Origin of the sequence: Mesorhizobium sp. M4B.F.Ca.ET.089.01.1.1 (assembly GCF_004022605.1) — a bacterium.
Taxonomy (GTDB): Bacteria; Pseudomonadota; Alphaproteobacteria; order Rhizobiales; family Rhizobiaceae; genus Mesorhizobium; species Mesorhizobium abyssinicae.
Map to the genome: position 1 here is coordinate 1 of NZ_RZOS01000145.1, position 12784 is coordinate 12784.

The window sequence follows — 12784 nt, forward strand, 5'->3', positions numbered from 1 at the left end:
GCCCGTGCCGCTGGACGCCATCCGCGACAAGGTCGCCATGCTCGGCAATCCGGCCATCGAGGAGATGAGCGCCGCGCTCGACACCGCCGGCAGCATTCACTTCACCAGCCTCGCCGTGGCCGGCACCGGCGAAATCGATGACGCTTCCGGTGTCGAGAAAGGCGCGCTGGTTCTCGAAATCTCCGGCGACGGCAGCGCGAGCGAGGTCATCGATGCCGTCTCCCAGGCCATCGGCCACCGGCTGCGGCCGATCTTCAAGGACGTCTGCGGCCTGTCAGATGGCGGCGCGCTGAGCGACTTCCTGCGCAAGCACAATATCGAGATATCGCCATCCTTCGGCAGCAATGCGGGACTGGTGTTTTCCGGCACGCCGGGTCATTCGGTCCGCCGCATCCTGGCCGAGGCCGAGCTTGCCGGCATCGTGCGCGACATCGCCGAGCGGCCGCGCGCCGGCAATGGCGACGCCGCCGCCGTGCTTGCCGAGGCGCGCCGGCATGTGCGCTCGCTGGGCAGGTTCGACTGGGCTTTCCAGCCGGCCGAAAGCCTGCTCGAAAGCCCGCCCGGAAAATGGTGGCGGGCCATCACCACCACGCTGCTGGCGCCGCCCATGCTGGTGGCCGTCGCGGTCGTGGTGCTCGTCTCCTGGAAGCTGACCTACAAGCTGGTGTTCGGCGATCCGAGCGGTCTCAGCTTCGCCACCGTCGCCATTGCCGGCACAGCGCTTCTGCTGGCCGTGCTCGGGCTCATCGCGATGATCGCGGTGGCGCTTGGCGTCTGCTTCATCGCCTTGCGGCGCCTCGAAGACATCGACCGTCCGCATAACACGCCGGTCGACCTGCAGGCGCTGGACAAGATCATCGTGCATGAGGATCGCGCCGCGCAAAACCATATGACGGCGATCTCGACTATGAAGGCCGGACTCCTGCGGCGGCTGGCGCTCAGGCTGTCTTTCTACCTGATCTCGATCACGGCCCGGAAAGTGTACCGGCCAGGCTTCCTCGGCACCATCAACACCATCCATTTCGCCCGCTGGGTGCTTTTGCCAGGCACCAACAGGTTGATGTTCTTCTCCAACTATGGCGGCAGCTGGGAAAGCTACCTGGAGGATTTCATCGCCAAGGCCGCTTCCGGGCTCACCGGTGTGTGGAGCAACACCGAGGGCTATCCGCGCACGCGCTGGCTCTTCCTCGATGGCGCGCGCGACGGCGACCGCTTCAAGCGCTGGGCACGGCGGCAGCAGGTGCCGACCTTGTTCTGGTATTCGGCCTACCGCGAGCTCAATACCGCGGCCATCCGGATCAATTCCCGGATCAGGCGCGGCATTGCTTCGGCTAGCGACAACGAGGCGCGCGACTGGCTGAGCCTGTTCGGTTCGCTGCCGCGGCTGGCGACCGAAAGAACCGCCGTTCAGAAAACCACCTCGCTGCTGGCCAATATCAGTTCGGCCTTCCCGCCGCCGCTCGAGCAGCAGCTCGAAACCGGCGAGATCCAGTCCATCTTCTTCGGTCCGTTCGGAGCGCTGGCGCATGCGCATATGCTGGCGATCGCCATACCGGAGACCCTGTCCAGGGCAAGCCGCAAGGCCTGGCTCGAATTCGTTGTTGCCCGCGCGAGCTTTGGCGATGGCGTGCCGCGCGAGCGCGCCATGACGCTGGCATTCGGCCCTGACGGCCTTCGCCGCCTCGGACTGGGCGGCGGCGTCGACGGCGACCCGCTCGGCACGTTCCCCGTCGCCTTTCGCCACGGCATGGGCAATCCCGAACGCAGCCGTATCCTGGACGATCTCGGCGACAGCGTTCCCGACAATTGGCAGTGGGGTTCACTGCAGAAACCGGTGCACGCCGTCGTCGTCTGCTATGCGGAAAGCCCCGAGATACTGAAAACCGAGCTGGCCGCGCTGAAGAAAAAGACGTCGGGCGCGGGGATGGTGCTGGTTTCGGAACTGCCGCTCGCGGTGAAGCGGGAAGGCAAGCGCGCGGTCGAGCATTTCGGCTTCGTCGATGGTGTCTCGCAACCGATCGTCAGGGGCACGGCGCGGGCCAACGCGGGTGCTGCACCCATGCATCTGGTCGCGCCCGGCGAGTTCCTGTTCGGCTATCGCGACGAGCACGGCTTCTATCCGGCTTCACCCTCCGTTCCGGCCGCGCAGGACCGCTCCGGCATCCTGTCGGCCGTGCGCCGCAACCGGCAGATCGCCGGACAGCCGCCACCGCCGCACGATTTCGGCCGCAACGGCTCCTTCCTCGTGATGCGCCAGTTCGAACAGCACGTCGAACGCTTCGAGGATTACTGCAAGGCGGCCGCCGCGCAGGCGGCGGGCGAGACCGGCAATCCGGCGATCACGCCGCGCTGGGTGGCCGCCAAGATGCTCGGTCGCTGGCCGGACGGCAGCTCGCTGGTGCGCAACCCGGACGGCCGCCCCGGACGCGGCGTCGACAATGATTTCACCCTCGGCGTCGAGGATCCGCAGGGACATCGCTGCCCGCTTGGCGCACACATACGCCGCTCCAATCCGCGCGACTCGCTTGGCGAGGACCGCGAGACGCAGATCCAGATCGGCAAGCGCCACCGCATCATCCGCATCGGCCGCCCCTACCAGAAGCAGGACCGGAAGGGTGCAAAGGTCGAGAAGGGCCTGCTGTTCATGTGCCTCAACGCGGACATCGAGCGCCAGTACGAATTCATGCAGCAGACCTGGGTCTCATCGACCTCGTTCCAGGGGCTGGTCGGCGAAAAGGATCCGACGATCGGCTCGCGCAGCGGCGACGGCAGGTTCACTATCCCGTCCTGGGAAGGCGTAACGGTGCTGAAAGGGATACCGCAATTCGTCACCACGCGGGGAGGGGGCTATTTCTTCATGCCCGGCAAATCCGCGCTGCGCTATCTGATCTCGCGGCTCTGATTCGGGTGCCGAATGGCGAAATGAGGCCCTCAGTCGTCGTCCTGCGATTCGGCAATGGTACTGAGCGCCCTGGCGTCGGTTATGCGCAGGCCGCCGCGCTTAATGTCGATGATCCGGCGGCTGCGCCAGTCGTTCAGCGTCTTGTTGACCGACTCGCGCGTCGCGCCAAGGAACTCCCCCAGCTCCGATTGCGAGATCGGTATCCAGCCGTCCCCGTCGGCCATCACGCCGCCCAGGAACACCAGCCGCTTGGCCAGCCTGGCCTCGATGCCGAAGAAGGCCTGATCGCCGAGCTCGCCGCTGACCCAGCGCAGCCGGGCGCACAGCAAATCGATCATGGCGCGCGCAAGCGGGGGATTTTTCTCAATCCGATCAAAGAGTTGCGCGCGGCTTAGCGAAACCAGCTCGCACGCGGTGAGGCAGATGGCGGTTGCCGTGCGCGGGCGTCCGTCGAGCGCGCCGATCTCGCCGACCAGGCTGCGCGACAATTCGATATTGGCGACCAGCTTCTGGCCGCCGGGCGAATAGATCGAGATCTCCACAGTGCCGCTCATGACGCCGTAGATGCGGTCGGCGGCATCCTCCTGGACGAAGAGGTGCTGGCCGGCGGCATAGCGCTCGACCTTGCAGCCGCTGAACAGAAGTTCGAACTGGCGCGGATCGATCCGCGCCAGGCGCGGCAGGTCGTTCCTGTCGTTCGCGCTGGCGAAAGCCATGTTGATGTCCCGATTGCCGCCCTCGCCGAAGTTTACGGCAACAAAGGACGGCGTCAAAGCCCCCGGCGTTGATCCATGCAGTTGCGCGGTCAGATGGCGCGGCGTTGCCCCCATCTGGTGCCCGATGCGCAGTGCGCGGAAGGCCGTCCGCGCGCGCGGCGGGAGGAGCCGTGACGCGCGCGGACGGCAACTGTGAAACCTCCGGCGATCGAAAATCCCTGCCTGGACCGGTTGCCTTCCAGATCGCGCAGACTTCACTCGGCTGGCCGACAGATGTTGGCCGAGCCGCTTTACGTTGCGCGAGAACCCGCTGAAGGTCTGTGAAGGCTGTCACATCGCGGCAGGCCACGCGATTGTCGGCGCGCGCAGGCATGGTGGCGGCCCGTCGCGTGAAGGGCTTCTCAAGAGCGCCGGTGCAATTCAGTGAAGGCCAGCCATCCAACCGTTTCGTCAGGATGGATGGTGGGCGATGCAGGGATTGAACCTGCGACCCCACCCGTGTGAAGGGTGTGCTCTCCCGCTGAGCTAATCGCCCGCTCGTTGCCCGAAGGCCAAGCGAGCCGCGATATAAGGGAGGCAGGCTGCCGAAGTCAAGCGATGTGCCGCTGGTCCCCGAAGGATCGCGATTGCGGGATCGGCGGACCGGATACGGCCTTGTTTTTGCTCAGGCCGCGGCGTCGATCAGCCGCTCGGCCAGGCCGAGCGTCAGCGCGTCGAAATGCGAGATCACCGCCGATGGCTCGAATTCCCTGACATGGCGCTCGGTGTAGCCGAAATCGACGGCCACCACCGGAATGCCGGCGGCCTTGGCGGTATCGATGTCGGTCTGCGAATCGCCGACCATCACCGCGCGGTGCGGGTCGCCGCCGGCCAGCCTGATGGTTTCGGTGAGATGGCGCGGGTCGGGCTTGCGGAAGGCGAAGGTGTCCTGGCCGGCGATCGCGGCGAAATACCGCGCCAGGCCAAGCGCGCCGATCAGCGCCACCGAATTGCCCTCGTATTTGTTGGTGCAGATCGCCAGCAGATAACCGGCGGCCTTGAAGCGGTCGAGCGCCTCGACAACGCCGGGGTAGGGGCGCGACTTGCCGGGAATGTTGAGCGTGTAGTGGTCGAGGAACAGCTGCAGCAGCCGGTCATGCTCCTCCACCGCCAGCGCCCGCTGCTGCGCGGCATGCGCCCGCTCGATCATCACCCGCCCGCCATGGCCGACGAAGCGCTTGAAGCCGGCCTCGTCGACAGCCGCCAGCGCATTGGCCGCCAGGCTGTGGTTCAAGCTGTCGAGCAGGTCCGGCGCCGTGTCGACCAGCGTCCCGTCGAGGTCGAACACGATGATCGGTCGGGTCATGGGCAGTCCTGTGCGGTTGCGTCGCCAGAGGCGATAACCCCTGCGTCCCGATCAGGCAAGCCGGCTTGGTCAATCCACAGGCTTTAAGCACAAGCGCGGCCTTTGACCGCGCGGGCAAAAATGCTAGGAGCGCCCAAATCAGCCTTTCCCGGGGACGACGTGCAATCATGGATGCCAGGCAACTGAAGGTCGAAGCCGCGCGGGCCGCCCTTGGGCATGTCAGCGACGGCATGCGGCTCGGCATCGGCACGGGGTCGACGGCCGAGGAGTTTGTGCGGCTGCTCGCCGAGAAGGTCGCCACCGGGCTCCGGATCATCGGCGTGCCGACCTCGGAGCGCACCGCAGCACTCTGCCGCGAACTCGGCGTGCCGCTCTCGACGCTCGAGGAGACCCCGGAGCTCGACCTTACCGTCGACGGCGCAGACGAAGTCGACCCGGAGCTCACCCTGATCAAGGGTGGCGGCGGCGCGCTGCTGCGCGAGAAGATCGTCGCGGCTGCCTCCGCGCGCATGATCGTGATTGCCGACCAGTCCAAGATGGTGGAGACGCTTGGCCGCTTTCCGCTGCCGATCGAAGTCAACAAGTTCGGCCTGCGCGCGACCGAGATTGCGGTTGCTGCGGCGGCCGCGAGCCTCGGCCTTGCCGGCCCGATTACATTGAGGATGACGGGGAGCCAGCCTTTTGTTACAGACGGCGGCCATTTTATCCTCGATGCATCTTTTGGCCGCATTCCGGATACAAGAGCGCTTTCGAATGCTCTCCATGCCATTCCAGGCGTTGTCGAGCACGGTCTTTTCATCGGGCTGGCTTCAGCGGCCATCATCGCCGGCGGCGACGGCATCCAAACCGTCCATGCCGCCCGAAAACCAGGGAGTTCTATCGACCATGATGTTGCATAACCGGGTTCGCCGCTTCTCGGCCGCTCTGGCGGCTTCGGCTGTCCTTGCGCTCTCCTCGCCGGCGTTTTCGCAGGACGTCTCCGAATCGCATCTCAAGGCCGCGCGCGCCGCGGTTGCCGCGATCCACGCCACCGACCCGTTCGACAACATCCTGCCGCAGGCGGCAGCGGCGCTCGAGAACCAGCTGATCCAGAAGAACCCCGACATGCAGGAACTGATCGGCAAGACCGTTACCGAGAAGGCGATGGCGCTGGCGGCGCGGCGCGCCGATCTCGAAAAGGAGGCTGCCCTTGCCTATGCCAAGGTGTTCTCCGAAAAGGAACTCAACGACATCGCCACCTTCTACGGCTCCGATTCGGGCAAGAAGCTGCTCGACAGTGGCCCTGCGGTGACGCGTGATCTCGTCAAGGCAGCCGACATCTGGCAGAACGGCGTTGCCCGCGATCTCGCCCAGCAGGTCGGCGAAACGCTTGCCGCCGCGTCGAAGGCCGCCGCTCCGGCGGCGCCTGCGCCCGCCGATGCGAGCGCTCCTGCCGCCCCCGCCGATGGCGAGGCTCCGGCCGATGGCGAGGCGCCTGCCGACAACACGCAGAACTGATTTGCATTTACAGGCGGCATGACGGCCGCTGGACCAGAAAGCCCGGCTTTGTCCGGGCTTTTCTTTTGCCGCCCGGCAGCCTACCTGTGCCTCGGCCTTTCTCTGCAGGAGTTCCGTGATGACCGCTTACGACTACGATCTTTTCGTCATCGGCGGCGGCTCCGGCGGGGTGCGGGCGGCCCGTGTTGCGGCCGCACTCGGCAAGCGCGTCGGCATCGCCGAGGAATACCGCTATGGCGGCACCTGCGTCATCCGCGGCTGCGTGCCGAAGAAGCTCTACGTCTATGCCTCGCAGTTTCCGGAGCATTTCGCAGATGCCGCCGGTTACGGCTGGACGGTGCCCGAGGCCAGCTTCGACTGGCCGATGCTGGTCGCCAACAAGGACCGTGAGATCGCCCGGCTGGAAGCGATCTACGAGAAGAATGTGAAAGGTGCCGGCGGCGAGACGTTCCATTCGCGCGCCATGCTGGTCGACCCACATGTGGTGCATCTGCTCGGCGACGACCGCACCGTCACCGCCGACCAGATCCTGATCGCCACCGGCGGCCGCCCGGCGCCGCATCCGGCCCTCGTCGGCCACGAGCACTGCATCTTCTCCAACGAAGCCTTCGACCTCAAGCAATTGCCGAAGGCGATCATGGTCGAGGGCGGCGGCTATATCGCCGTCGAATTCGCCAACATCTTCCACGGGCTCGGCGTCGAGACTACGCTGGTCTATCGCGGCAAGGAGATCCTCTCCCGCTTCGACATGGACCTCAGGCGCACGCTGCACGAGACGATGGAGAAGAAGGGCATCAGGATCCTGTGCCATGCGGTGTCGGAATGGGTGCGCAAGCGGCCGGATGGGCGCCTGGACGCGCTCGTCACCGGCGGCAAGGTGCTCACCGTCGACCAGGTGATGCTCGCCATCGGCCGCATCCCAAACACCGAGAACATGGGCCTGGAGGGAGTTGGCATCGAGCTCAGCAAGACGGGCGCCATCAATGTCGACAAATATTCGCGCACCAATATCGACAACATCTGGGCGATTGGCGACGTCACCAACCGCGCGCAGTTGACGCCGGTGGCGATCCACGAGGCGATGTGCTTCATCGAGACCGCCTTCAAAGGCAACCCGACCGCGCCCGACCATGACACCATCCCGACGGCGGTGTTCTCGCAGCCGGAGATCGGCACTGTCGGCCTGTCGGAGGACGAGGCGGTCAAACGCTTTGCCGACATCGAGATCTACCGTGCCAGCTTCCGGCCGATGCGGCATACGCTCTCCGGCCGCGACGAGAAGATGCTGATGAAGCTGGTGGTAGACGGCGCGTCTCGGAAGGTGCTCGGCGCCCATATCCTCGGGCCGGATGCCGGCGAGATGGCGCAGCTTCTGGGGATCCCGCTGAAAGCAGGACTGACCAAGGAAGATTTCGACCGCACCATGGCCGTGCACCCGACGGCGGCGGAAGAGCTGGTCACCATGTACAAGCCGACCTACCGCGTGAAGGACGGCGAGCGCGTCTGATCGTGCGCATATCGCAAGGCCGCCACCAATTCTGTGGGCGACGGCCTTGCCAGCGGTCTACAGCAGCGTGCCGCGCAGGATCACCAGCGCCACCGAGAAGTAGATCACCAGGCCGGTGACGTCGACCAGCGTCGCGACGAACGGCGCCGAGGCGCTGGCCGGATCGAAGCCTATGCGCTTCAGCGCGAACGGCAGCATCGAGCCGGAGAGCGAGCCGAAGGTGACGATGCCGACCAACGCGGCGCCTACCGTCGCCGCAATCCGTTCCCAGTGCGGGCCGTAGTCGTAGAAGCCGAAATACTGCCACAGCGTGATGCGGCAGACGCCGACGACGCCGAGGATCGCCCCGAGCAACAGGCCGGTCGGCAGTTCGCGCAGCGCCACCCGCCACCAGTCGCCAAGGCCGATCTCGCGCAGCGCCAGTGCGCGGATGACCAGCGACGTCGCCTGCGAGCCGGAGTTGCCGCCGGAGCTCATGATCAGCGGGATGAAGAGGGTGAGCACGATCGCCTTCTCCAACTCGCCCTCATAGCTTTGCATGGCATTGGCGGTCAGCATCTCGCTGATGAACAGCGCGCAGAGCCAGCCGCCGCGTTTCTGGATCATGGCGAGGAAGCCCATCTTCATATAGGGCTCGTCGAGCGCCTCCATGCCGCCGAAACGATGCACGTCCTCGGTCGTCTCCTCGACCATCGTGTCGATGATGTCGTCGGTGGTGACGATGCCGAGGATCTTGCCATGATCGACCACCGGCACGGCGAGCAGGTCGTATTTGGAGATCGTCTGCGCCAGGGTCTCTCGGTCGGTCAGGGGGGTGACGGTCACCGGCGCACGATCCGGCGCCACCGACAGGATAGGATCGTCGGGCTCGCCGGTAATCAGACGGCGCAGTCCGGTCGAGCGCACCAGAAGGTGCGTCTCCGGATCGACGATGTAGATCGCGTAGACGGTCTCGCGGGTGCGTTCGACCTTGCGGATGTAGTCGAGGGTGCGGCCGACGGTCCAGTCCGAAGGCACGCTGACGAATTCCGTCGTCATGATCGACGCGGCGCTGCCCTCCGGATAACCCAGAATGGATAGCAGCGTCGCGCGCAGCGGCGGCGCGAGCGCGCCGAGCAGTTCGGAACGGGCCGGCTCATCGAGCTCGCGCAAAATGTCGGCCGCGCGGTCGACGGACATGGCGGTCAAGAGCTTGCTGGCCTTGGCGCGCGGCAGGGCTTCGACGAGCTCCGGGGCGCTTTCGAGTTGCGGTTGGTCGAAGATCTCGACCAGGCGCTCGAAAGGCACGGCGCAAAGCAGCTCGATGGCTGTTTCGCGTGGTTCGTGGTTCAGCGCCTCGACGACGTCGGCGACGTGGTCGTTGGCAAGGACACGGGCGACGGCGATGGCTTCGTCGTCCAAGACGGGTGCGAATTCGTTCATGGCTCACTCCTTGCCGTCCGGCAGGACGTGAGCCGTCAGGTCACGTCAAGGCGGACGGCGATTGCGTTCGACTGTGACTGTCGCCAGGCATGGCGGGTTGACCTTTCTGCTCGCGGGCTCGGGTTTGAATTCTGCGAGCCGGCGCAACATAGGAGCGCCTCGGCCCGAGTCAATCGCAAGGGCGCGGGAAAACCGCGGCCAATGGCAAGATCGCGACACTGTGATCGCCGTTCAACGGCCCAAGGAACAGCCTGATGCCAGAGGCCGATCGAAGAGAGGGGAGCGAGGCTATTTCTGCTTCAGCCGGCGCGAGAAGCGCAGCCATTTGTCCTCGGGCGGCCTGGGCTGCGCGAGGATGGTGGTGAGTTCGCGCGGCAGGCTCGGCGCGAGCGGCTTCTTGGTGGCGATGCCGTCACTGATCGCCACCACGCTGTGGTAGAAGTCGGCGCCCGTGAGCGAGCGCGGCGGCACGGCCTCATGCATGACGCTGATCACCGTGACATCGGGACAATTGTCCTTGATCGCCTGGTGGAAGGCGACCTTGCCTTCGGGATCGAGTGCGCCGGTCGCCTCGTCGAGGAACAAAAGGCCCGGTTGCTGCAGCACGATGCGGGCAACCACCAGCTTCTGCTTCTGGCCGCCCGAAAGCACCTGGTCCCAGTTCTTCCCGTCACGGCTTTCGTCGGCCAGGTGTTCGATGAAATCGCCAAGGCCTGCCTTGTGCAGCGCCGATGCGACCTGCGCATCGGTGTGGTCGCGCTCGGAGCCGGGCAGGCAGACCAGCTGCTTGAGCGACACCTGCTGCAGCTTGACCTCCTGGGCGGCGTAGAAGTTCTTGACCCCTTCCGGGAAGACGATGGTGCCACGGCCATAGGGCCACAGACCGTTGATCGCCTTGATCAGCGAAGTCTTGCCGCAGCCGGATTCGCCCTTGAGGAAGGTCCACTCGCCGCGCCGGAAGCGAAGGTTCGCGGCGCTCAGGAAGGGCGTCGCATCCTCGCCCTGATGCGCCAGCTCGAGCTTCTGGATGGTCAGGCCGAAGACGGGATTCTGGCCGGCATAGCTGAAGTCGGAGCGGCCGGTCTGCCGGTAGAATTCCTGCGGCTGCTGCACGTTCTCGATGGCGTTGGCCAGTTCCGTCACGCGCTGGCTGTTGGCCCGCAGCGTCGCGATGGCCGGCATGACATGGATGAACCATGAGCACTGGCCGATCAGCGCGTTGACCATTTCGGAGCCGGTTATGTAGCCCTTGAGATCGAAGCCATTGTGGATGAAGGGCACCAGGCCCGGGCCATAGGCGACGATGCGGGCGCCGATGAAATTGTAGATCAGCTCGAACGAGTTGTAGCCGGTGTTGACGATGTTCAGCCGCGCCCAGTTGCGGTCGATATCGGCATAGAGCCGGTTGTGCATGGTCTTCTGCACATTCTCGCCCTGCGACGCTGCGACATGGAAACTGCGGCGCAGGAAGGTGGTCAGCTCGCCGCGATAGCTGCCTTCCGACTGCTGCATCCTCACATTGAGACGTTCCAGCAGCCGGCCCAGCTTGACCGCGATCCAGGTATTCAATGGCACATAGATGGCGACGGCCAGGAAAGCCAGGACCGCGCTGCCGTAGCTGCCGAGGAATTCCAGTCCCCGCACTTCGACCGAGGTCTCGAGCAGCTTCTGGCCGACAAAGTAGAGCGAGGTGGCAACGGCGAGCACGCCCATGGCGAGGCCGATGGCTCCGCCGGTCATGTCCTTGATCGATTCCTGGACCCGCTGGTCGATGTTGTCGGGCGCCAGCGAGTCGGACGAACCGTGCTGGGCGTGGAAATGCGTGTGATTGGTATCGAGGAGCGCCTCGTTGAAGCGGCCGTCCAGCCAGCCGCGCCATTTGCGGTGCAACGTTGCCGAAACAAGGCTGCGTATGCCGGTGAAGCCTGCATCCTTGAGCACGACGATAAGAATGAGGATGCCGGCGTTGGTGAGCAGCGTCTTCAGCGGGGTGGTATTTGCGGCGTCGTGGAAGAAAGCAATCGAATTGACCAGTTCACCCGACGCTTCGGCGAACCACACGCCGGACTTGCTCGACAACGCCGTGAGCAGCGCGATGACGAGGGTGAGGGTCCAGGCTTCCTTCCAGCGATCCGAGAACCAGTAGGCTCGCATCAGTCCCCAGAAGGTTCGCATCGACGACACCGGGGTCAGGGGCGGCTGCCTTCTGGCGTCGCTAGGACTTTTCTCCGATATTGAACGTCTCGGTCTGCCGACCCGAATCACGATCCCGCCCAAACCTTTTTAGTTTTGTTACGGATAGTAACACCAATTGATCATTTTCCATTAATTTTGTGTCGGCGAATGTGAACCGCCACACGAGCCGTTGCCCCTGCGCAACAGATCGCACCGCGATACGGTCGTGCTTAGACGGGATATTTCTTTTTCTTTCAATAAGTTGCGACTCGCTCATGTCGAGTCGAGGACCTTCCCTTGGGGAAACCAAAAACACGGTTTCGTGAACCGATCTGCTCTCCAGCTCGGCTGAATTTCCGTCCGAGGGCGAACCGGAGCGGTCGAAAAGTTACCTGCTCGCGTCTTTCGGAGCCGGCCTTCGTGATGTTCCCGGGCAGGTCGAAACATGCTGGGAAGCGAAGCGAAGGCGCCCGGCATCGTCCCGATACATCGATCCGCCATTGCTCTTTCAGGCGAACGCCGACTGTGTTCGACGTGCCGACCGTTCGGTTTCGAATTTTGCACCGGCCCTGGAGCGGAGGAGTTTTCTGATGTTTGCACGGACATTGTCAGCCGCGATGCTCTCGACACTCGCCTGGCTGGCGCCGGCACATGCCGGCAGCCAGACCATCCCGGCGAATGCCGAAGGGCAGGTCGAGTTCAACACGCCGTCAGGCAATATCGGCTGCATCTACACGCCGAAGGGCGGGACCAGCACCTATCAACCGCAGGACGGCGGCCCCGAGCTGAGCTGCTCGCGCGTCGAGCCGAGCTACATCACCGTCATCCTGGGGCCGAAGGGTCCCGCTACCCAGATCAAGAACCCCGGCGAGCAAGGCTGCTGCGGCGACGTCGCAAAGCTCGCCTACGGAAACAGCTGGAGCAAAGGATCGTTTTCCTGCCAGTCGTCGAAGAAGGGGCTGAGCTGTACGGGCAGCAACGGACACGGCTTCTTCGTCAGCAAGGCCAAGGTTACGGTGAAGTAAGCCGGTGTTGCTCAGCCGGCCGCTGTTTCCAGTTCGCCCCGCGCCTTGGCCGCGGCCACCTGGCGGATGGCGTCGGCGAGCGTGTCGGCTTCCTGCGCGCCCATCACCGCGTATTTGCCTTCGAGCAGGAAGCAGGGGACACCGGTGATGCCCATGCGCGAAGCGGTCGTGATTTCGGTGCGCACCGCCTCGACA

10 protein-coding genes and 1 tRNA gene are annotated in these 12784 nt (G+C 64.8%); 5 read left to right on the forward strand and 6 right to left on the reverse strand.

The genetic code is table 11. The annotated features are described in order from the left end of the window. A partial coding sequence (locus EN780_RS15760) for a cytochrome (protein WP_128274650.1) occupies window positions 1–2902 on the forward strand: 2902 nt, incomplete at its 5' end. A gap of 29 nt (window positions 2903–2931) precedes the next feature. On the opposite strand, the gene EN780_RS15765 is transcribed toward EN780_RS15760, so the two are convergent. The 3 genes from EN780_RS15765 to EN780_RS15775 all read right to left on the reverse strand — a co-directional run bounded on the left by EN780_RS15765 (window position 2932) and on the right by EN780_RS15775 (window position 4963). After that, window positions 2932–3618: a Crp/Fnr family transcriptional regulator gene (locus EN780_RS15765; RefSeq protein ID WP_127391624.1), complete on the reverse strand. Its 687-nt coding sequence runs from the start codon at window positions 3616–3618 to the stop codon at window positions 2932–2934. 460 nt (window positions 3619–4078) lie between these two features. Next, a tRNA-Val gene (locus tag EN780_RS15770) sits at window positions 4079–4153 on the reverse strand. Window positions 4154–4282: 129 nt separating this feature from the next. Beyond that, entirely contained in the window at window positions 4283–4963 is a 681-nt protein-coding gene (locus tag EN780_RS15775; RefSeq protein WP_127286701.1) for a phosphoglycolate phosphatase, read from the reverse strand. 167 nt (window positions 4964–5130) lie between these two features. Between EN780_RS15775 and rpiA the strand changes: the two genes are divergently transcribed. From rpiA to gor, 3 genes are all read left to right on the forward strand, one after another. Continuing rightward, window positions 5131–5862 (forward strand): ribose-5-phosphate isomerase RpiA, encoded by a 732-nt coding sequence (rpiA, locus tag EN780_RS15780; RefSeq protein WP_128274655.1) that lies wholly within the window; start codon window positions 5131–5133, stop codon window positions 5860–5862. Then, a complete protein-coding gene (locus EN780_RS15785) occupies window positions 5849–6460 on the forward strand; it encodes a DUF2059 domain-containing protein (RefSeq protein ID WP_128274651.1) in 612 nt (203 codons plus the stop codon). Before rpiA ends, EN780_RS15785 begins: the two co-directional genes overlap by 14 nt. A gap of 118 nt (window positions 6461–6578) precedes the next feature. Next, on the forward strand, window positions 6579–7967 hold the full coding sequence (gor, locus tag EN780_RS15790; RefSeq protein ID WP_128274652.1) for a glutathione-disulfide reductase: 1389 nt from the start codon (window positions 6579–6581) through the stop codon (window positions 7965–7967). A 57-nt stretch (window positions 7968–8024) separates the two neighbouring features. Here gor and mgtE read toward each other — a convergent pair whose 3' ends face one another. Further along, window positions 8025–9389 (reverse strand): magnesium transporter, encoded by a 1365-nt coding sequence (gene mgtE / locus EN780_RS15795; RefSeq protein WP_128274653.1) that lies wholly within the window; start codon window positions 9387–9389, stop codon window positions 8025–8027. A gap of 288 nt (window positions 9390–9677) precedes the next feature. Then, window positions 9678–11564 (reverse strand): ABC transporter ATP-binding protein/permease, encoded by a 1887-nt coding sequence (locus EN780_RS15800; protein ID WP_187331310.1) that lies wholly within the window; start codon window positions 11562–11564, stop codon window positions 9678–9680. A gap of 590 nt (window positions 11565–12154) precedes the next feature. Here EN780_RS15800 and EN780_RS15805 point away from each other — a divergent pair. Next, complete coding sequence (locus EN780_RS15805) at window positions 12155–12589, forward strand: hypothetical protein (protein WP_127311887.1); 435 nt, start codon at window positions 12155–12157, stop codon at window positions 12587–12589. 11 nt (window positions 12590–12600) lie between these two features. Here EN780_RS15805 and EN780_RS15810 read toward each other — a convergent pair. Further along, the coding region (locus EN780_RS15810; RefSeq protein WP_189556575.1) for a DsbA family protein at window positions 12601–12784 on the reverse strand (184 nt) is incomplete at its 5' end.

Coding starts and splice junctions, on each gene's coding strand:
- EN780_RS15785 (WP_128274651.1), top strand. CDS start 5,849: ATGATGTTGCATAACCGGGTTCGCCGCTTCTCGGCCGCTCTGGCGGCT.
- rpiA (WP_128274655.1), top strand. CDS start 5,131: ATGGATGCCAGGCAACTGAAGGTCGAAGCCGCGCGGGCCGCCCTTGGG.
- mgtE (WP_128274653.1), bottom strand. CDS start 9,389: ATGAACGAATTCGCACCCGTCTTGGACGACGAAGCCATCGCCGTCGCC.
- EN780_RS15775 (WP_127286701.1), bottom strand. CDS start 4,963: ATGACCCGACCGATCATCGTGTTCGACCTCGACGGGACGCTGGTCGAC.
- EN780_RS15805 (WP_127311887.1), top strand. CDS start 12,155: ATGTTTGCACGGACATTGTCAGCCGCGATGCTCTCGACACTCGCCTGG.
- EN780_RS15765 (WP_127391624.1), bottom strand. CDS start 3,618: ATGGCTTTCGCCAGCGCGAACGACAGGAACGACCTGCCGCGCCTGGCG.
- EN780_RS15800 (WP_187331310.1), bottom strand. CDS start 11,564: ATGCGAACCTTCTGGGGACTGATGCGAGCCTACTGGTTCTCGGATCGC.
- gor (WP_128274652.1), top strand. CDS start 6,579: ATGACCGCTTACGACTACGATCTTTTCGTCATCGGCGGCGGCTCCGGC.